This is a genomic window from Alsobacter ponti, assembly GCF_024294805.1.
Lineage (GTDB): Bacteria > Pseudomonadota > Alphaproteobacteria > Rhizobiales > Beijerinckiaceae > Alsobacter > Alsobacter ponti.
Map to the genome: position 1 here is coordinate 326052 of NZ_JANCLU010000001.1, position 19299 is coordinate 345350.

Consider the following 19299-nt stretch of genomic DNA (forward strand, 5'->3'; position numbering starts at 1 on the left):
TCGCGCCGTCCCGACCCCTAGAGCCGGCTGGCCCCGAGGGCCGAAGCGTCAGCTGACCCGCGTCAGCGCGCGGTAATGCGCGAGCACGGCGAGCCGGATGGCGGAGGAGAGGTTGGTGGTTGCGCGCTCGGCGTCGATCTCGGCGATCAGCGCGCTGACGCTCAGGCCCCGCGCCTCGGCGATGTCGCGCAGCGCCGTCCAGAACGGAGCCTCGACGGACACGCTGGTGGAATGGCCCGCGATGCGCACCGACCGCTTGACCACCGCGTCGTCAGTCACGCCCCGTCCTCGTCCTCTCCGGGCCGGTCGAGCCGGTGGCCTTCCAACCGGCTGGCGTCCAGGCGGGCGATGGCGTCGGCGCGGGAGCGTTCAGCCTTGGGCTGGCCGAAGCGGATGCGGTTCTCGGCCGCCTGCGCGTCCTTGTCGGCGCGCGCCTTCGCCTTGCGGGCGCGGCGGAGATTGACGATGTCGGCGGTCACGGCGGGCCGGCCGCTCAGGGCTTCTTGCGGAAGGCGTCGAGGCTGACGACCTCGGCCGGCTTGCCGTCCTCGGCCGGCGTGGCGCCGGCCGGCGCCTTGGTCGACTTCGCGTCGGGCTTGGAGCTCGCCTTGGCGTCGCCCTTCGCGTGGCCCTTGGCCTTGTCGCCCGCGGGGGCCTCCTTCGCCTCGTGCCGGCGGGCGGCGGGCGATGGCAGGGAGGTCGGCGGGGACGGCGCGGGCCGCTCGGCCTCGGCCTCCTCGGCGTCCTCCTCGTCGTTGTCGGCCGGCTCCGCCCCGGACAGGTCGAACTTGAGGCCGAACTGCACCGACGGGTCGAAGAAGCCGGTCAGCGCGTCGAAGGGCACCAGCAGCCGCTCCGGGATGCCGGAGAAGGACAGCCCCACCTCGAACGTGTGCTCGGTGACGATCAGGTCCCAGAACTGGTGCTGCAGGACGATCGTGATCTCCTCCGGGTACTTCTCGCGCAGGCGCGCCGAGATGCGCACGCCGGGGTCGGTCGTCCGGAACGAGATGAAGAAATGATGGTCGCCGGGAAGGCCCGACACGGCCGCGTCCGTAAGGATCTTGCGCACCACGCCCTTCAGCGCTTCCTGGACGAGGAGGTCGTAGCGGATCAGGTCTTGCGGCATGAACGGGACGGTTTCGCGCTGTTGGGAAATGAGTGGAGGTTTCTGTTGCCAGGTACCTCCGAACCCCGCCTTACGGTGCTACCCGCAAGGGCTTTGTTTCGGTGTCAGAGACCGCTTACGCGGCCACCGCAACCGGAGCATAGTTGTCGTTGGCAACTATATGTTCGGCCCGATAACGGCGGAACCATGCCGGGCGAAAAACCAACCTTTACACCCTCGTCGATCCTATTTCGCCCCCGCCCGAGACCAGCCACGAACGGGCCGGAACTGGGCTCTGGTGGAGGCGCCGGGTACCGCCCCCGGGTCCGAAAGGCTTATTCCGATGGTCGTTTATCGCCATAGCCGCCTTGCGACGGCACACGGAATATAGTGCGCGCCACCGGCCGGAGGAAGCCCCCGGCGCGAAAGAATGCGGGGACAGCGGCCGGTGGACCGGCGGCGCGCGGCGGGTGCGGGGAGCGGGCAAAGGCCTTAGACTGTCGCCTCGATTCGAGGGCCGAGCCGCCATGCACGCCTATCACGATCTCCTGCGCCGCGTGATCGACGAGGGCGCCGCCAAGTCCGACCGCACGGGCACCGGGACCTTGTCGGTGTTCGGCCACCAGATGCGCTTCGACCTGTCGAAGGGCTTCCCGCTGGTCACCACGAAGAAGCTGCACCTGAAGTCGATCGTCCACGAACTGCTCTGGTTCCTCGCCGGCGACACCAATATCGGCTACCTCAAGGCGCACGGCGTCAGCATCTGGGACGAATGGGCCGACGAGCGCGGCGAGCTGGGGCCGGTCTACGGCGCGCAGTGGCGCTCCTGGCGCAAGCCCGACGGCGGCACGGTCGATCAGATCCGCTGGGTGGTCGACGAGATCCGCCGCAATCCCGATTCCCGCCGCCTCGTCGTCACCGCCTGGAACCCCGCCGAGCTCGACCTGATGGCTCTCGCCCCGTGCCACTGCCTGTTCCAGTTCTACGTGGCGGACGGCAGGCTGTCGTGCCAGCTCTACCAGCGCTCGGCCGACATCTTCCTCGGCGTGCCGTTCAACATCGCCAGCTACGCGCTGCTGACCCACATGGTCGCGCACGTGACAGGGCTGGAGCCGGGCGATTTCGTCCACTCCTTCGGCGACGCGCATCTCTACGCGAACCACATGGAGCAGGCCCGGCTGCAGCTGACGCGCGAGCCGCGCCCGCTGCCGCGCCTGCGCCTCAATCCGGAGGTGCGGTCGCTGTTCGACTTCACCTTCGGCGACGTGACCGTCGAGGACTACGATCCGCACCCCGCCATCCGCGCGCCGGTGGCCGTCTGATTCCGGACCTGTCATGAACCCGCACATCCGTCCCGCCCGGCCCGAGGACACGGCCGACATCTTCGCGCTCATCGGCGAGCTGGCGAGCTACGAGCGGCTGGCGCACGAGGTCGACGCCACGCCAGAGATGATCGCGGCGGCCCTGTTCGGGCCGGACCCGAAGGTCCACGCCGAAATCGCCGAGCTGCACGGCGAGGCGGCCGGCTTCGCCCTGTGGTTCTACAGCTTCTCGACCTTCCGCGGCCGCCACGGCATCTGGCTGGAGGACCTCTACGTGCGCCCGCGCCATCGCGGCCGCGGCCTCGGCAAGGCGCTGATGGGCGCTCTCGCCAAGAGGTGCATCGCCGAGGGCCTGCCCCGGCTGGAGTGGTCGGTGCTGGACTGGAACGCGCCGGCCATCGGCTTCTACAAGGAGCAGGGGGCGGAGCTGATGGACGGCTGGACCACCTGCCGCGTCACCGACGCCGGGCTCTGGCGGCTCGCCGACCAGGGGCTGTGACCATGGCCGGCCGCCTGCCCGTCGCGCTCGTCGTCGCCGTCGCGGAGAACGGCGTGATCGGGCGCGACAACGGCCTGATCTGGCGGCTGAAGACCGATCTGCGGCATTTCCGAGCGCTGACGCTGGGCCGTCCGGTCGTCATGGGGCGCAAGACGTTCGACTCCATCGGCAAGCCGCTGCCGGGCCGCGAGACCATCGTGCTGACGCGCGATGCCGGCTTCGCCGCGCCCGGCGTCACGGTGGCGCGCTCGCTCGACGAGGCGCTGGCGCTCGGACAGAAGATCGGCGAGCGGCTCGGCGCCGACAGCGTGACGGTGGCCGGCGGCGCGCAGGTCTACGCCCAGGCCATGCCCTTCGCCGACCGCCTCAACGTGACGCTCGTCCACGCCAGCCCCGAGGGCGACGCGCTGTTCCCGAAGGTGGACCCCGCCGTCTTTAGTGTGGTGCGTCGCGAGGACCATCCGGCCGGCCCGGACGACGAGCACGCCTTCAGCTTCGTGGACTATGAGCGTCGCCGGGCCGCCTGAACGTCAACCAAGCGGCACAGCCTCCGTTGACGAAATGGCGACGAGACCCCACTTCCGTGCGATAAGTTGCCTGATCGCAGCCCCGCCGGGGCGCGGTCGACCGAGAGGGAAAAGGGAAACTGGATGCCTTGGAGCAATCAGAGCGGCGGCGGCGGAGGAGGGCCCTGGGGACCCAGGAAGCCCGGACCCTGGGGCGGAGGCCCCCAGGGCGGAGGCGGCGGCGCCCCGCCCGATCTCGAGGAATTGCTGCGCCGCAGCCAGGATCGCATCCGGCAGGTCATGCCGGGCGGGCAGATGGGCGGCAAGGGCATTCTGGCCGTCGCCATCGGCGCGGTGCTGCTGTGGGCCGCGACCGGGTTCTACACGGTGCGACCGGATGAAGTCGGCCTCAACCTCGTCTTCGGTCGCTATGTCGGCACGACGCAGCCGGGCCTCAACTACAACTTCCCCTATCCGATCGGCAGCGTGGTGAAGCCGCGCGTCACGGTGGTCAACACGACCGAGGTCGGCTACCGCACCAGCGATCCGATGCGCCGGGTCTCCTCGCGCGACGTCACCGAGGAAAGCCTGATGCTGACCGGCGACGAGAACATCGTCGACATCGACTTCGCCGTGCAGTGGCAGATCAACCCGGCCAAAGCCGCCGACTACGTGTTCAACATTCAGTCGCCCGAGTCGTCGGTGAAGGCCGTGGCCGAGAGCGCGATGCGCGAGGTCGTCGGCCGGCGCAACATCCAGCAGATCCTGACGACGGACCGCGGCCCGGTCGAGGCCGAGGTCAAGCAGGTAATGCAGGACACGCTGAACCACTACGGCGCGGGCGTCGAAATCCGGCTCGTGCAGCTCCAGAAGGTCGACCCGCCGGCCCAGGTCATCGACGCGTTCCGCGACGTCCAGGCCGCGCGGCAGGACCAGGACCGCGCCCGCAACGAGGCCGACACCTACGCCAGCAAGGTCGTGCCCGAGGCGCGCGGCGAGGCGGCGCGCATCGTGCAGGAGGCCGAGGCCTACCGCGAGCGCGTGGTGGCGGAGGCGAACGGGCAGGCCAGCCGCTTCACGCAGGTCTACGAGGAATACCGCAAGGCCCCGGACATCACCCGCCAGCGCATGTATCTCGAAACGATGGAGCGCGTGCTCGGCGGGGCCGACAAGATCATCGTCGACCAGAACAGCGCGGGCGCGCAGGGCATCGTGCCCTACCTGCCGCTCAACGAGCTGCAACGCCGTCCGGGGACGGGAGCCCAGCGATGAGCAGCACTCTCCGTTTCGCCCTCGGGGCCGTCGTCCTCGCCGCGCTCGTGGTGCTGTTCAGCGCGATGTTCGTCGTGCCGCAGACCGCGCAGGCGCTGGTGTTCCAGTTCGGCCGGGTCGCCCGCCCGCCGATCACCCAGCCGGGCCTCTACTTCAAGTGGCCGCTCATCGAGAACGTCATCGAGATCGACAAGCGCATTCTCGACCTCGAGCTTCCCTCGCAGGAAGTCATCGCGTCGGACCAGAAGCGCCTCGTCGTCGACGCCTTCACGCGCTACCGGGTCGTCGATCCGCTGCGCTTCTACCAGAGCGTCAACAACGTGGCGGGCGCCAACATGCGCCTGACCTCGATCGTCAACTCGACGGTTCGCACGGTGCTCGCCGAGGCGAACTTCGCCACGGTGGTGCGCACCGACCGCGCCGGCCTGATGCAGCGCATCCGCGACGACGTGAACCGCCAGGCCACGGGCCTCGGCATCGAGGTCGTCGATGTCCGGCTGCGCCGCGCCGACCTGCCGGAGCAGAACAGCCAGGCGGTGTTCCAGCGCATGCAGACGGAACGCCAGCGCGAGGCGGCGGACATTCGCGCGCAGGGCTCGCAGCTGTCGCAGACGATCCGCGCCAAGGCGGACCGCGAGGTGACGGTGCTGCGCGCCGACGCGACGCGGCGGGCCGACGAACTGCGCGGCCAGGGCGAGGCGGAGCGGAACCGCATCACGGCGGAAGCCTTCGGGCGCGATCCCGAGTTCTTCGGCTTCTACCGCTCGATGCAGGCCTACGAGGCGTCGCTGCGCGGGAGCGACACGCGCCTCCTGCTCAGCCCGGACTCGTCGTTCTTCCGCTACTTCGCCGCGCCTTACGAAGCCAAGGAGCAGCAGCGCCTGCCGACCAAGGCTCCGGCCCCTGCGCCCGGCGCCCAGGCCCCTTCCGTCCAGCCCGGCGGCACGACCGGCAGCACCGCCGCGGCGACCCCGCCGGCGCCGGCGGAAGCGCCCAAGCCATGACCCGGCGCGCCGCGCGTCTCCCGCCAGGGACCGCGCGGCGCTCGCCGCATCGTGTATGATGATGTAGGCCCGGCCGGCTCGCCGGGCGATGGACGGCCTTGCAAGGTCGCCGTAATGCCCCAATTCTCATGCGAATCTTCAGGCCACCCCTGACCCAGAGAACGTCCATGTCGAACCGACTTCCTGCATCCCTCCGGCGGTTCGCCTTCGCCGTGGCCGTGGCGAGCGCCGCCGCGGCGACGGCGCTGCCGCCGACGCCGGCCCTAGCGCGGGCGGCCCCCGAATCCTTCGCCGACCTCGCCGCGAACGTGATCGACGCCGTCGTCAACATCTCGGCTGCCACGACGGTCACCGAGCAGCGCTCGCTGCAGGCGCCGCAGCTGCCGCCGGGCTCGCCGTTCCAGGAATTCTTCGACGACTTCTTCAACAATCGCGGTCCGAACGGCGGCGGCGACGCGCCGCGCCCGCAGCGGCGCTCCAGCTCGCTCGGCTCCGGGTTCGTGATCGACCCGTCCGGCATCGTGGTCACCAACAACCACGTCATCGGCGACGCCAACGACGTCACCGTCATCTTCGCCGACGGGCGCAAGCTGAAGGCGGAGATCGTCGGCAAGGACGCCAAGATGGACCTCGCCGTGCTGCGCGTGAAGTCCGACAAGCCGCTGAAGGCGGTGAAGTTCGGCGACAGCGAGGCGGCCCGCATCGGCGACTGGGTGATGGCGATCGGCAACCCGTTCGGCCTGGGCGGCTCGGTCTCGGCCGGCATCGTCTCGGCGCGCAACCGCGACATCTCCGACCAGTCCTACGGCCAGTACATCCAGACCGACGCGGCCATCAACAAGGGCAATTCGGGCGGACCGCTGTTCAACATGGACGGCGACGTCATCGGCATCAATACGGCGATCCTGTCGCCGTCCGGCGGTTCCATCGGCATCGGCTTCGCCGTGCCGTCGGCGCTGGCGAAGCCGGTCATCGACCAGCTGCAGAAATACGGCGAGACGCGGCGCGGCTGGCTCGGCGTGCGCATCCAGAACGTCGACGACGCCATCGCCGAGAGCCTGGGCCTCGGCAAGGCGCGCGGCGCGCTCGTCGCGGGCATCGACGACAAGGGGCCCGCCAAGCCCGCCGGCCTCGAGGCCGGCGACGTGATCGTCAAGTTCGACGGCGTCGAGATCAAGGAATCCAAGGACCTGCCGCGCATCGTCGGTCAGACGCCGGTCGACAAGGTCGTCGACGTGGTGATCGTCCGCAAGGGCCAGGAGCTCACCAAGTCGGTCAAGCTCGGCCGCCTCGAGGAAGGCGAGAAGATCGCCAAGGCCAACGCCGCGCCGGGCGAGGCCGAGAAGCCGGTCGCCAAGAAGGCGCTGGGCCTCGAGCTGTCGCCCATGTCCGACGAGCTGCGCAAGCGCTACTCCATCAAGGAGGGCGTGCGCGGCGTGCTGGTGACGCGCGTCGACCCGAACTCCCCGGCCGCCGACAAGCGCATTACCCCCGGCGACGTGGTGGTCGAGGTGCAGCAGGAACCGGTTTCGACCCCCGACGCCATCGTCAAGCGCCTGGAGACGCTGAAGAAGGACGGCAAGAAGTCGGCCCTGCTCCTGGTCGCCAACGCGCAGGGCGACGTGCGCTTCGTGGCCATCGGCATCGAGTAGCCCGAGCGCCGCCATCGAACTAGGATCGCCGGGCGCGCGGGCCGACCGCGCGCCCGGAGTGTTTTTGCGATGGACCTCGACCCCCGTTTTCTCGTCCGCGACGCGGCGGCGCTGCAGGCGCGCTACGGCGAGCCCGGCGAAGCCTCGCTCGTCAAGGAGCAGGATCGCCTCACGGCCGAGTACCGCGCCCTGATCGAGGCGAGCCCCTTCGTGGCGCTCGCCACGAGCGGGCCGGGCGGGCTGGACGTCTCGCCGCGCGGCGAGTGGCCGCGCATCGTCACCATCGAGGACGACCGCACGCTGCTGCTGCCTGACCGGCGCGGCAACAACCGCATCGACAGCCTGCGCAATGTCGTCGCCGACCCGCGCGTGGCGCTGCTGTTCCTCATCCCCGGCTCGGGCCAGACGCTGCGCGTCAACGGCCAGGCGGCCATCAGCGTCGACCCGGCGCTGCTGGCTCGCTTCGCGGTCGAGGGCAAGGAGCCGCGCTCGGTCCTCGTCGTGCGGATCGAGACGGTGTTCTTCCAGTGCGCGCGGGCGGTGCTGCGGGCCGGGCTGTGGGATGCTTCGCGCCACGTCTCGCCGCGCGACCTTCCCAGCGCCGGCGACATCCTCGCCGCCTGCACCGCCGGCCGCTTCGACGGCAAGGGCTACGACAAAGAGTGGCCGGCGCGCGCCAAGGCGACGATGTGGTGAGGCCGGGCGCGGCTCAGGCTACGAACTCGTCGCGGCGATAGCCCTGCACGTAGAGCAGGGCGGAGAGGTCGGCGTGGTCGATGCGCGCGTGCGCGGCGGCGGCGACCGCGGGCTTGGCGTGGTAGGCGACCCCGAGCCCGGCCTCGCCGAGCATGGCGAGGTCGTTGGCCCCGTCGCCCACCGCCATCGTCTCGGCCGGCGTCAGTCCGTGGCGCTCGCGCAATTCGATGAGCGAGGCCAGCTTGGCCTCGCGGCCGAGGATCGGCTCGCTGACAAAGCCGGCGAAACGGTCGTCCTCGACCACCAGCACGTTGGCGCGGTTCTCGTGGAAGCCGAGCTCCTCGGCGATGCGCGAGGTGAACAGCGTGAAGCCGCCGGAGACGAGCGCGGTGTGCGCGCCGTTGGCGCGCATGGTGCGCACCAGCTCGCGCCCGCCCGGCGTCAGCGTGATGCGCTCGGCGACGACCTGCGCGACGATGCCGGCGTCCAGCCCGCGCAGCAGGGCGACGCGCTCGCGCAGCGCCGGCTCGAAGGCGATCTCGCCGCGCATGGCGCGCTCGGTGATGGCCGCGACGTGGGCCTTCTTGCCGACGAAGTCGGCCAGCTCGTCGATGCACTCCTGGCCGATCATGGTGGAGTCCATGTCGGCGAGGAACAGCTTCTTGCGGCGTCCGGCGCGGGGCTGCACCACCACGTCGATGGGCGCGCCGTCGAGGGCGGCGCGCACAAGGTCGGAGAGGGCGCGCGGATCCCCGTCCACCTCGCCGAACGGCAGGTCGGCGGCGACGCCAGGGGCCAACCAGGCCGGCGCGCCGGCGCGCGGCAACACTTGCGCGGCGCGCGCCAGAAGGGCATCGGTGAGCGCGGGGCGCGCCGGGCTCGACACCAGGGTCGCGACGCACGGCAGGGTCTGATCGGCGGTCATGGTCACTCTCGGGCCCTCGGGTCCGTTCATTGCGGGGCAGCGCGTGGCGCATCCATTTCGGGCCATCCTCATCGCAGGCCCCACGGCCAGCGGCAAGTCCGCGCTCGCCATCCGCCTCGCGCAAGAGCTGGGCGGGGCAGTCGTCAACGCGGATTCGATGCAGGTCTACCGCGACCTGCGCATCATCACGGCCCGGCCGACGGAGGAGGAGGAGGCGCAGGCCCCGCACCGCCTGTTCGGATACGCCGACGCGGCCGAGAACCTGTCGGTGGCGCGCTGGCTGGAGGCGGCGCGCGCCGCCGTCGCGGAGGTCGAGGGGCGCGGGCTGCTGCCGATCGTGACGGGCGGCACCGGGCTCTATTTCCGCGCCCTCACGGAGGGGCTGTCCAACATCCCGCCCGTGCCCGCCGATCTGCGCGAGCGGCTGCGCGCCCTGGCGGAGACGCTGCCGGCCGAGGAACTGCACGCCAGGCTGGCGGAGCGCGACCCGGCCACCGCGGCGACGCTGAAGCCGGCCGACCGCCAGCGCACGCTGCGGGCGCTGGAGGTGTTCGAGGCGTCGGGGCGGCCGCTGCTCAGCTTCCACGGCGAGCGCGAGGGCGCGGTGCTGGAGGCGGATTCCTGCCTGCGCGCGTTCCTCGCGCCAGACCGCGACGACCTCTACGCCCGCATCGACCGGCGCTTCGACGCGATGATCAGCCTCGGCGCTCTGGAGGAAGTGCGCCGGCTGGCGCAGCGCGAGCTGAGCCCGGCGCTGCCGGCGATGCGTGCCCACGGCGTGCCGTGGCTGACGCGGGCGCTGCGCGACGAGATGACGCTCGGCGAGGCCATCGAGCGCGCCAAGCTCGACACCCGTCACTACGCCAAGCGGCAATTCACCTGGTTCCGGCACCAGGGGCAGGGGTGGGACTGGCTCGCCCCGGACGCGGCGGAGGCGGAGATCCTGCGCCGCCTGGGCCGGGTGTGACGGCGGCCCGGCGGCCCCGGTCGGTGCGAAATTCGCCCCGCCAGTCCTTGACGCCGACCGGCGGGACGACTAGTGTCCCGCAACTTTCCACGCCGAGGAGCGCATCGTGCGCAACATTCTTATCGTAAGCGGAGCGCCAGACACGGGACGGCCCTAGGCCGGCATCCTGCAACTGGCGCTGCGACCGAGGCCCCCTGGAGGGCCTTTTTTATTGCCCCGACTTCCGAACATCCCGGCCCGAGCAGACAGGCCGACCAGCATGAACCCGATGGGAGCAGACCGATGACCCGACAGATGACCGGCGCCGAGATGGTCGTCCAGGCGCTTCAGGACCAGGGTGTGGAGCACATCTTCGGGTATCCGGGCGGGGCGGTGCTGCCGATCTACGACGCGCTGTTCCACCAGGACAAGGTGCGCCACGTCCTCGTCCGCCACGAGCAGGGCGCGGTCCACGCGGCGGAGGGCTACGCCCGGTCCTCGGGCAAGGTCGGCTGCGTGCTGGTCACCTCCGGCCCCGGCGCGACCAACGCGGTCACCGGCCTCACCGACGCGCTGCTCGACTCCATCCCGCTGGTCTGCATCACCGGCCAGGTGCCGACGCACCTCATCGGCTCGGACGCCTTCCAGGAGTGCGACACGGTCGGCATCACGCGCCACTGCACCAAGCACAACTACCTGGTGAAGCGCATCGAGGACCTGCCGCGCATCCTGCACGAGGCCTTCTACGTCGCCTCGAACGGGCGGCCGGGCCCCGTCGTCATCGACATCCCGAAGGACGTGCAGTTCGCCAAGGGCCAGTATGCGCGGCCGATGTCGAACCAGCACAAGACCTACCGGCCGCAGATCAAGGGCGACGCCGGCAAGATCAAGGCGGCGATCGACCTGATGGCCACGGCCAAGCGGCCGGTGTTCTACACCGGTGGCGGCGTCATCAATTCCGGCCCGCAGGCCTCGGAGCTGCTGCGCGAGCTGGTGGCGCTGACCGGCTTCCCGATCACCTCGACGCTGATGGGCCTGGGCGCCTATCCGGCGGCGGGCCCGCAGTGGCTGGGCATGCTCGGCATGCACGGCACCTACGAGGCCAACCTGGCGATGCACGACTGCGACGTCATGATCTGCATCGGCGCGCGCTTCGACGACCGCATCACCGGCCGGCTGGACGCCTTCTCGCCGAAGTCGAAGAAGATCCACGTCGACATCGACCCCTCGTCGATCAACAAGAACGTGCATGTCGACATCGGCATCGTCGGCGATTGCGGCCACGTGCTGGAGGACATGGTGCGCCTGTGGCGGGCCCAGTCGCCGCAGGTGGACAAGCCCGCGCTGGCCGAGTGGTGGAATCGCATCGACGGCTGGCGCGCGCGCAACTGCCTGGCCTTCCGCAAGGACGCCAACGTCATCAAGCCGCAATACGCCATCCAGCGCCTCTACGAGCTGACCAAGGACCGCGACGTCTACATCACGACCGAGGTCGGCCAGCACCAGATGTGGGCGGCGCAGTATTTCCACTTCCAGGAGCCGAACCGCTGGATGACCTCGGGCGGGCTCGGCACGATGGGCTACGGCCTGCCGGCGGCGGTCGGCGCGCAACTCGCGCATCCCGGCTCGCTGGTCATCGACATCGCCGGCGAGGCCTCGGTGCTGATGAACATGCAGGAGATGTCGACGGCGCTGCAGCATCGCCTGCCGATCAAGGTGTTCATCCTCAACAACGAGTACATGGGCATGGTGCGCCAGTGGCAGGAGCTGCTGCACGGCGGGCGCTACTCGGAGAGCTATTCGGCGGCGCTGCCGGACTTCGTGAAGCTGGCCGAGGCCTATGGCGGCCATGGCATCCGCTGCTCGGACCCTGCCGACCTCGACCGCGCCATCCTCGAGATGATCGACACGCCGAAGCCGGTGATCTTCGACTGCCTCGTCGCCAAGGAGGAGAACTGCTTCCCGATGATCCCGTCGGGCAAGGCGCACAACGAAATGATCCTGCCCGACTTCGAGGGCAAGACCGGCGACATCATCGACGCGCGCGGCCGCGAGCTGGTGTGACCGGGAGCGCGGGGCGGGCGGCTTCCGAGGAAGCGTCCGTCGCCGCGAGGGGGGCGACATGCGGACCATCGGCCTCATCGGCGGGATGAGCTGGGAATCGACGGCGATCTACTACCGCCTCGTCAACGAGGCGGTGCGCGCGCGGCTCGGTGGGCTGCACTCGGCGCGCGTGCTGCTGTGGTCGTTCGATTTCGACGACATCGCCCGCATGCAGACGGCGGGCGACTGGGACGCCGCCGGCGCGGCGCTCGCCGGGGCGGCGCGCGGGCTGCGGGACGGCGGCGCCGAGGCGCTGGTGCTGTGCACCAACACCATGCACAAGGTCGCCGACGCCATCGCCGGGGCTGTCGACCTGCCGTTCATCCACCTCGCCGACGTCACCGCCGCCGCGATCCGGCGCGCCGGCTGCCGCAAGCCGCTGCTGCTGGCGACGCGCTACACCATGGAGGACGACTTCTATGTCGGCCGCCTTCGCGACCGGCACGGCATCGAGGCGATCACGCCCGACGCCGAGGGGCGGGCGCTGACCCACTCCATCATTTACGACGAACTGTGCCGCGGCATCGTGCGCGACGCCTCGCGCGAGGCGCTGCTGGGCGTCGTCGCCGCCGCCCGCGCTCGGGGGGCCGACGGCGTCATCCTGGGCTGCACGGAGCTCGGCATGATCCTCGACCGGACCTGCTGCGCCGAACCCGTCTTCGACACCACGAGGCTGCACGCCGAGGCGGCGGTCGACTTTTCCCTCGCCGCCTGACCGGAGGACACGATGCTCAAGCTCGTCATCGCCAACAAGGCCTACTCGTCCTGGTCCCTGCGGCCATGGATCCTGATGCGCGCCCTCGACATCCCGTTCGCCGAGGACCTTATCCCCCTCGACACGCCGGAGTTCCGGCCGCGCGTCTCGGCCTACAAGGCCGGCTCCACGGTGCCGATCCTGGTCGACGGCGACGTCACCGTCTGGGAATCCCTCGCCATCATGGACTACCTCGCCGACCGCTTCCCCGAGAAGCAGGTCTGGCCGGCCGACATCAAGGCCCGCGCCTTCGCGCGCACCATCTCGGCGGAAATGCACGCCGGCTTCCGCGGCCTGCGCGCCGCCTGCCCGATGAACCTGCGCAAGCGCTACGAGGCGCGCGACCGCGGCGAGCTGGTGAGCCGCGACGCGACGCGTGTCACCGAGCTGTGGCGTCGCGCCCGCGAAGGCTACGGCGCGCAGGCGGGCGGGCCGTTCCTGTTCGGCGCGTTCACCGCCGCCGACGCGATGTACGCGCCGGTGGTGACGCGCTTCCACAGCTACGGCATCGAGGTCGACGCCTCGCTGCGCCCCTACATGGACGCGATGCTGAACCATCCCGCCTTCGTGGAGTGGCAGGAAGCGGCCATGCGCGAGACGTGGATCGTCGCGCACGACGAGGCGGACGAGCCCGTCATCGGGCCGTTCCGCTGAGCCTTCCCTTCGCTGTTCCTCCGGATCCGCCATGAATGCACCATTTCCGAGCAAGGCCGCACCGATGAAATCCCACTACTCCGACGCGCCCAAGGCGCAGCCGATCCTGCGCCACACCTTGTCCGTGCTCGTCGACAACGAGCCCGGCGTCCTCGCTCGCGTCGTCGGCCTGTTCTCGGGCCGTGGCTACAATATCGAGAGCCTTACGGTCTCGGAGACGGAGCACGAGCAGCACGTCTCGCGCATCACCATCGTGACGGCGGGCACCGACCAGGTGATCGAGCAGATCCGTCACCAGCTCGAGCGCCTCGTGCCGGTGCATCGCGTCACCGACCTCACCGTCCAGGGCGAGTCGATCGAGCGCGAGCTGGCGCTGGTCAAGGTGGCCGGCAAGGGCGAGGCCCGCGTCGAGGCGCTGCGGCTGGCCTCGGCGTTCGGCGCGCGCACGCTGGACGCCACCGTGACGTCCTTCGTGTTCGAGCTGACCGGCTCGTCCGAGGAGATCGAGCGCTTCCTGCGCCTGATGGGCGAGGTGGGTCTCGTCGAGGTGTCGCGCACCGGCATCGCGGCGATGGCGCGCGGCGCCGAGACAATCTGACCGCCGCCATGATCAAGCTCTATCACTCCCCGGGCGCGTGCTCCTTCGCCGCTCACCTGGCGCTGGAAGAATCCGGCCTTCCCTTCGAGGTCGTCCGCGTCAACCTCGCCGGCGGCGAGCAGCGCACGGCCGACTACCTCGCCATCAACCCCAAGGGCCGGGTTCCCTCGCTGGTGGACGGCGAGTTCGTGCTGACCGAGGTGCCGGCGCTGCTGCGCTACGTGGCGCTGCGCGCGCCGGAGAAGGGCCTGTGGCCGCGCGACCCGCGCGACGACGCGCGCTGCGCGGAGTGGCTGGCCTGGATCTCGTCCGGCGTCCACGTCGCCTACGCGCATGTGCGGCGGGCCGAGCGCTACGCCGACAGCGAGGCGGGCCGGGCGGAGGTCGTCGCCAAGGGGCGCGTCACCGCGCGCGACACGTGGGAGATGGTCGAGCGCCGCCTGGCCGGGCGGACCTGGGCCGCCGGCGACGCGTTCAGCGTGGCCGATCTCTATCTCGTCGTTTTCTGGACGTGGGGCCGCGGCCAGGTGCTCGCCTACGACATGCCGGCCGACTTCCCGGCCTGGACCGCCCACGCGCGCCGCGTCGCGGAGCGGCCGGCCGTCCGCCGCGTGTTCGAGCGCGACGGCATCGCGCTGCCGTGAGCCTTCCTTCCGTCGAGGGAAACGTCCGATGAGCGGGGAACCCACGTTCCCGCTTGACCCGATCCACCGCGCCGCTTAAGCGCACCCCACGATCCACGACCATCCCGTCAAGGCGAGCACCCAAGGAGCTTCAACCATGCGCGTTTATTATGATCGCGACGCCGACATCAACCTGATCAAGGGCAAGAACGTCGCCATCGTCGGCTACGGCTCGCAGGGCCACGCGCACGCGCTGAACCTGCGCGACAGCGGCGTGAAGAACATCGCCGTGGCGCTGCGCGCCGGCTCGCCGACGGCCAAGAAGGCTGAAGCCGAGGGCCTCAAGGTGATGACCGTGGTCGAGGCCGCCAAGTGGGCCGACGTCGTCATGATGCTGACGCCCGACGAGTTGCAGGCCGACATCTACCGCGACGAGCTGCACGCCAACATGAAGCCCGGCGCGGCGCTGCTGTTCGCCCACGGCCTCAACATCCACTTCAACCTGATCGAGCCGCGCAAGGACCTCGACGTGTTGATGGTCGCCCCGAAGGGCCCCGGCCATACCGTGCGCTCCGAGTACCAGCGCGGCGGCGGCGTGCCGACGCTGATCGCCATCCACCAGGACGCCTCGGGCAACGCCCACGACCTCGGCCTCTCCTACGCCTCGGCCAATGGCGGCGGCCGCGCCGGCGTCATTGAGACGACCTTCAAGGAAGAGTGCGAGACCGACCTGTTCGGCGAGCAGGTCGTGCTGTGCGGCGGCCTCGTCGAGCTGATCCGCGCCGGCTTCGAGACGCTGGTCGAGGCGGGCTACGCCCCCGAGATGGCCTATTTCGAGTGCCTGCACGAGGTGAAGCTGATCGTCGACCTCATCTACGAGGGCGGCATCTCCACCATGAACTACTCGATCTCGAACACGGCCGAGTACGGCGAGTACGTCACCGGCCCGCGCATCATCACCAAGGACACCAAGGCCGAGATGAAGCGCGTTCTGGACGACATCCAGTCCGGCAAGTTCACGCGCGACTGGATGCTCGAGAACAAGGTCAACCAGACCTCGTTCAAGGCCGTCCGCGCCCGCAACGCCGCCCACCCGATCGAGGAAGTCGGCGAGAAGCTGCGCGCCATGATGCCGTGGATCAAGGCCAAGGCGCTGGTCGACAAGGCCAAGAACTGAGCCGTCCGCCCCTTCGGGCGAACGCTCCAGGCTTCGCGCCCCGGCGGTCTCCGCCGGGGCGTTTTCATGTGGGGCGCATTCGTCCGGAGCCAAAACCGGGGCGCGCCTTGCCGGGGGCGCGCGGCGAAACTAGGCTGGCCGCCCGCTCCGCGCTTCGCGGCGCACGCCTCGCCGGGGGGAGACAGGTGGCGCGATGCTGAACATCCTCTCGGTGCAGTCCCACGTCGCCTACGGCCACGCCGGGAACTCGGCCGCGGTGTTCCCGCTGCAACGCCTCGGCTGCGAGGTGTGGCCCGTCCATACCGTGCAGTTCTCCAACCACACCGGCTACGGCGACTGGAAGGGCCGCGTGTTCGACGGCGCGTTCGTCACCGAGGTCCTCGACGGCATCGAGGCGCGCGGCGTGCTGCCCGCCTGCGACGCGGTGCTCTCCGGCTACATGGGCGCGCCCGACATCGTGACGGCGGTGATCGCCGCCGCCGGGCGGGTCAAGGCGGTCAACGCCGACGCGCAATGGTGCTGCGACCCGGTGATCGGCGATGTCGGGCGCGGCGTCTTCGTGCGGCCGGGCATCCCGGAGCTGCTGCGCGCCCAGGCGCTGCCGGCCGCCGACATCGTCACCCCGAACCAGTTCGAGCTGGCGATGCTGACCGGCCGGAACGTCGCCTCGCTCGCCGACCTGCGCGCCGCCGTGGCGGACCTGCACGCCGCCGGGCCGCGCACCGTGCTCGTCACCTCCGTGGAGATCGACGACGTCCCCGCCGACGCCCTCGACATGGCGGCCTCGGACGGCAATTCGCTGTGGCGGGTGCGCACGCCGCGGCTGCCGGCCGCCCTCAATGGCGCCGGCGACCTCGTCTCGGCCCTGTTCCTTTTCCACATGCTGCGCAGCCGCTCGGTGCCCGAGGCCCTGGGCGAAGCCGCCTCCGCCGTCCACGCCGTGCTGCGGCGGACGGTGGAAACCGGCGCGCGCGAGCTGGCGCTCGTCGCGGCGCAGGAGGAGCTGGTCAACCCCGCCCGGCGCTTCGTCGCCGAGCCCGCCTGACCCCCTGCCGCGGGAAACCCTTGCCATGGAGATCGCGATGCGCCGCCGCTTTTTCACCCTCGACGTGTTCACCGACCGCGCGCTGGGCGGCAACCCGCTGGCCGTCGTGCTCGACGGGCAGGCGCTGAGCGACGCGGCGATGCAGGGCATCGCCCGCGAGTTCAACCTGTCCGAGACGGTGTTCGTCCTTCCGCCGGCGGACCCGCACCAGCGGGCCTCGCTGCGCATCTTCACGCCGGGGCGCGAGCTGCCCTTCGCCGGCCATCCGACGGTGGGGACGGCGGTGCTGCTCGGGCTGCTCGACCACGGGCACGGCCACGGCGTGCTCGCCTTCGGGCTGGAGGAGAAGGTGGGGCTGGTGCCGTGCGCGGTGGAGACGCGCGGCGAGGGCTTCGGCCACGCTGCCTTCACCCTGCCGCGCCTGCCGGAGCCGATCGCCGACGCCGCGCCGGACGCCGCCATCGCCGCGGCGCTGGGGCTGGAGGCCTCCGACATCGGCTTCGAAGCGCACCGCCCGTCGGTGATGTCGGCGGGCGTCGGCTTCACTTTCGTGCCGGTGGCGAGCGCCGAGGCAGTGGCGCGGGCGCGGCCCCGCCTCGACGCGTGGCGCGACGCGATCCGCCCCGCCGACCACGCCAACGCATTCGTCTATTGCCGCCAGACCGAGACCCAGGGCCACGCCTTCCACGCCCGCATGTTCGCGCCCGACATGGGCGTGCTCGAGGACCCGGCGACGGGCGGGGCGGTGGCGGCCTTCGCGGGGGTGGTGATGGCCTTCGAGCGGCCCGGCGACGGCGAGCACGAGCTGGTGATCGAGCAGGGCTACGAAATGGGTCGACCGTCCCAGATCACGCTCGGGCTCACGGTGGAGAAGGGACGCCTCGTCAAGGCGACGATCGGCGGCTGCGCCGTCGTCGTCTCTGAGGGGGCGCTGCGGCTGTGAACGACACGACCCGTTTTCGCGACGTCGCGGCCGTCTCCTTCGCCTTCGAGCCCGCGCCCTGGGCGTGGGCCGAGGCGCACGCCGAGCGCATCGACCGCCACTGGGCCGGCCTCACCGCCGCCAACCCGACCTTGTTCGACGGCCATGTGCTGGTGCTGCGCCGGGGCGAGTTCGTCGGCGACGAATTTCACGGCGCGTATCTGGAGACGCGCTACTCGCGCTTCATCGCGTGGCGCGACTTCGGCTTCCCGGACCCCAGCCTGCGCAATTGCTTCGCCATGGCGGCGCTGCGGGCGCGCGACGGCGGCTTCCTGCTCGGCGTGATGGGGCCGCACACCTCCAACCCCGGCAAGATCTACTTCGCGGCGGGCACGCCGGACCGCGAGGACATCGTCGACGGCGTCGTCGACGTGGCCGGCAGCGCCGTTCGCGAGCTGGCCGAGGAGACGGGGCTCGACCCCGCCGGCCTCGACGTCGAGGAACGCTGGACGGTGGTCGAGCACGGGCCGCGCATCGCGCTGATGCGCCGGGTGAGGGCGGACGCGACGGCGGCGGAGCTGCGCGAGCGCATCCACGCCAACCTTGCGGCGCAGGAGCAGCCGGAACTCGCCGGCATGGTAATCGTGCACGATGAAAACGACATCGCCGCGCACGAGGCGGCGATGCCGCCTTTCCTCGCCGCCTATCTGCGGCGCGAGCTGGCGCTTCAGCCCTGCGGGTAGCCGTGGCGGGCGCGCGAGGCGCGCACCATGGCGCTCGCCTCGGCGCTCCGGCCCGCCGCGCAGGCCGAGGAGGCCTGGGCGATCTCGCCCTGGATCTGGTCATAGACCTTCTGGTTCACGTGGCCGGAGTTGAGGTCGTTGTCCTGCAGCGCCTTCCAGCGCGCCACGTCGGCGGCGCAGCCGGAGCCGCTCGGCAGGTGGAAGCCGGCCGGCGACACGCCGGGCGCGAGCCCCGCATAACTGGAGGCCGGCTGCGGCGCGCTCGCCTGGGGCGCGGCGGTGTTGCAGGCGGCCAGCGTCGCGAGGAGCGGCAGCAGCGCGGCGGCGAAGAGAGGGGGGCGGGGCATGGCGTCGTCCGTGCGGAATCGCGGGATGGCCAGAGTGGAGCGCCGGGGCGCGGCCGGTCAATGCCGCGCCGGCGCGTCCGACCCGACGCCGGACGACTTGCGCAAGCCGCGCGGGGCTTGTAGAGAGGGCGACGCGCGATCGAGGACGGTCGCCGGGGGCCGCTCGCCCCAGATCGGGAGATGGACGCCGTGGCCGCTTACGCCACCTTGCGCAACGACCTGACGGAGGCCCTGGCGGCCGCCGCGGCCCTGCGCGCGCCGTCCGTTCCCGCGCTGCCCGCTCGACTTCTGCTCCTTAGCCGCCCCTGAGGGCCGGCCGGGCGCGCGCGCCTGGGCGCTCAGGGGAGCTTGCAGACAGACAACCGAGCCGCCAGCGCCCCCGGACGGGCGATTATCGATGAAG

22 protein-coding genes and 1 other RNA gene are annotated in these 19299 nt (G+C 70.9%); 17 read left to right on the forward strand and 6 right to left on the reverse strand.

Features of this window, described 5'->3' with window-relative positions:
* Nucleotides 1–48: 48 nt before the first annotated feature.
* The 4 genes from NK718_RS01595 to ssrA form a co-directional block, all read right to left on the reverse strand.
* Complete coding sequence (locus NK718_RS01595) at nucleotides 49–279, reverse strand: ribbon-helix-helix domain-containing protein (protein WP_254737905.1); 231 nt, start codon at nucleotides 277–279, stop codon at nucleotides 49–51.
* Nucleotides 276–479 carry a DUF4169 family protein gene (locus NK718_RS01600; protein ID WP_254737907.1) on the reverse strand — a complete coding sequence of 68 codons (204 nt, stop codon included), beginning with the start codon at nucleotides 477–479 and terminating at the stop codon, nucleotides 276–278. Before NK718_RS01600 ends, NK718_RS01595 begins: the two co-directional genes overlap by 4 nt.
* A 14-nt stretch (nucleotides 480–493) precedes the next feature.
* A complete protein-coding gene (locus tag NK718_RS01605; protein ID WP_254737909.1) occupies nucleotides 494–1129 on the reverse strand; it encodes an SspB family protein in 636 nt (211 codons plus the stop codon).
* Between the two features lie 31 nt (nucleotides 1130–1160).
* Nucleotides 1161–1525, reverse strand: a transfer-messenger RNA (tmRNA) gene (gene ssrA, locus NK718_RS01610).
* A 110-nt stretch (nucleotides 1526–1635) separates the two neighbouring features.
* Between ssrA and NK718_RS01615 the strand changes: the two genes are divergently transcribed.
* The 7 genes from NK718_RS01615 (at nucleotide 1636) to NK718_RS01645 (ending at nucleotide 8059) form a co-directional block, all read left to right on the forward strand.
* A complete protein-coding gene (locus NK718_RS01615) occupies nucleotides 1636–2430 on the forward strand; it encodes a thymidylate synthase (RefSeq protein ID WP_254737911.1) in 795 nt (264 codons plus the stop codon).
* A 13-nt stretch (nucleotides 2431–2443) separates the two neighbouring features.
* Nucleotides 2444–2929 carry a GNAT family N-acetyltransferase gene (locus tag NK718_RS01620; RefSeq protein WP_254737913.1) on the forward strand — a complete coding sequence of 162 codons (486 nt, stop codon included), beginning with the start codon at nucleotides 2444–2446 and terminating at the stop codon, nucleotides 2927–2929.
* A gap of 2 nt (nucleotides 2930–2931) precedes the next feature.
* Nucleotides 2932–3456, forward strand: a complete 525-nt coding sequence (locus tag NK718_RS01625) for a dihydrofolate reductase (RefSeq protein WP_254737915.1) — start codon at nucleotides 2932–2934, stop codon at nucleotides 3454–3456.
* 123 nt (nucleotides 3457–3579) lie between these two features.
* Nucleotides 3580–4707, forward strand: coding sequence for an FtsH protease activity modulator HflK (gene hflK / locus NK718_RS01630; RefSeq protein WP_254737917.1), 1128 nt, complete (start codon nucleotides 3580–3582; stop codon nucleotides 4705–4707).
* Nucleotides 4704–5711: a protease modulator HflC gene (hflC, locus tag NK718_RS01635; RefSeq protein ID WP_254737919.1), complete on the forward strand. Its 1008-nt coding sequence runs from the start codon at nucleotides 4704–4706 to the stop codon at nucleotides 5709–5711. Before hflK ends, hflC begins: the two co-directional genes overlap by 4 nt.
* Nucleotides 5712–5878: 167 nt before the next feature.
* On the forward strand, nucleotides 5879–7363 hold the full coding sequence (locus tag NK718_RS01640; protein ID WP_254737921.1) for a Do family serine endopeptidase: 1485 nt from the start codon (nucleotides 5879–5881) through the stop codon (nucleotides 7361–7363).
* A gap of 69 nt (nucleotides 7364–7432) precedes the next feature.
* Nucleotides 7433–8059 (forward strand): pyridoxamine 5'-phosphate oxidase family protein, encoded by a 627-nt coding sequence (locus NK718_RS01645; RefSeq protein WP_254737923.1) that lies wholly within the window; start codon nucleotides 7433–7435, stop codon nucleotides 8057–8059.
* Between the two features lie 13 nt (nucleotides 8060–8072).
* Here the strand turns inward: NK718_RS01645 and serB are convergent, their stop codons facing one another.
* Nucleotides 8073–8966: a phosphoserine phosphatase SerB gene (serB, locus tag NK718_RS01650; RefSeq protein WP_254738214.1), complete on the reverse strand. Its 894-nt coding sequence runs from the start codon at nucleotides 8964–8966 to the stop codon at nucleotides 8073–8075.
* Nucleotides 8967–8982: 16 nt separating this feature from the next.
* Between serB and miaA the strand changes: the two genes are divergently transcribed.
* The 10 genes from miaA (at nucleotide 8983) to NK718_RS01700 (ending at nucleotide 18549) form a co-directional block, all read left to right on the forward strand.
* Nucleotides 8983–9951 (forward strand): tRNA (adenosine(37)-N6)-dimethylallyltransferase MiaA, encoded by a 969-nt coding sequence (gene miaA, locus NK718_RS01655; RefSeq protein ID WP_371877193.1) that lies wholly within the window; start codon nucleotides 8983–8985, stop codon nucleotides 9949–9951.
* Nucleotides 9952–10233: 282 nt separating this feature from the next.
* Entirely contained in the window at nucleotides 10234–11994 is a 1761-nt protein-coding gene (locus NK718_RS01660; RefSeq protein ID WP_254737927.1) for an acetolactate synthase 3 large subunit, read from the forward strand.
* A gap of 58 nt (nucleotides 11995–12052) precedes the next feature.
* Nucleotides 12053–12748 carry an aspartate/glutamate racemase family protein gene (locus NK718_RS01665; RefSeq protein WP_254737929.1) on the forward strand — a complete coding sequence of 232 codons (696 nt, stop codon included), beginning with the start codon at nucleotides 12053–12055 and terminating at the stop codon, nucleotides 12746–12748.
* A gap of 12 nt (nucleotides 12749–12760) precedes the next feature.
* Nucleotides 12761–13441, forward strand: coding sequence for a glutathione S-transferase family protein (locus NK718_RS01670; protein WP_254737931.1), 681 nt, complete (start codon nucleotides 12761–12763; stop codon nucleotides 13439–13441).
* A 64-nt stretch (nucleotides 13442–13505) separates the two neighbouring features.
* Nucleotides 13506–14039, forward strand: a complete 534-nt coding sequence (gene ilvN, locus NK718_RS01675; RefSeq protein ID WP_254737933.1) for an acetolactate synthase small subunit — start codon at nucleotides 13506–13508, stop codon at nucleotides 14037–14039.
* Nucleotides 14040–14047: 8 nt separating this feature from the next.
* A complete protein-coding gene (locus NK718_RS01680) occupies nucleotides 14048–14683 on the forward strand; it encodes a glutathione S-transferase family protein (RefSeq protein WP_254737935.1) in 636 nt (211 codons plus the stop codon).
* 136 nt (nucleotides 14684–14819) lie between these two features.
* A complete protein-coding gene (ilvC, locus tag NK718_RS01685; protein WP_254737938.1) occupies nucleotides 14820–15839 on the forward strand; it encodes a ketol-acid reductoisomerase in 1020 nt (339 codons plus the stop codon).
* Nucleotides 15840–16035: 196 nt separating this feature from the next.
* Complete coding sequence (pdxY, locus tag NK718_RS01690; RefSeq protein WP_254738216.1) at nucleotides 16036–16884, forward strand: pyridoxal kinase PdxY; 849 nt, start codon at nucleotides 16036–16038, stop codon at nucleotides 16882–16884.
* A 25-nt stretch (nucleotides 16885–16909) separates the two neighbouring features.
* Complete coding sequence (locus NK718_RS01695; RefSeq protein ID WP_254737940.1) at nucleotides 16910–17827, forward strand: PhzF family phenazine biosynthesis protein; 918 nt, start codon at nucleotides 16910–16912, stop codon at nucleotides 17825–17827.
* The gene (locus NK718_RS01700) at nucleotides 17824–18549 is read left to right on the forward strand and encodes an NUDIX hydrolase (RefSeq protein ID WP_254737942.1); all 726 of its coding nucleotides are present in this window, start codon (nucleotides 17824–17826) and stop codon (nucleotides 18547–18549) included. Before NK718_RS01695 ends, NK718_RS01700 begins: the two co-directional genes overlap by 4 nt.
* Here NK718_RS01700 and NK718_RS01705 read toward each other — a convergent pair.
* Entirely contained in the window at nucleotides 18534–18896 is a 363-nt protein-coding gene (locus tag NK718_RS01705; protein WP_254737944.1) for a hypothetical protein, read from the reverse strand. The genes NK718_RS01700 and NK718_RS01705 overlap by 16 nt on opposite strands.
* Nucleotides 18897–19299 lie beyond the last annotated feature (403 nt).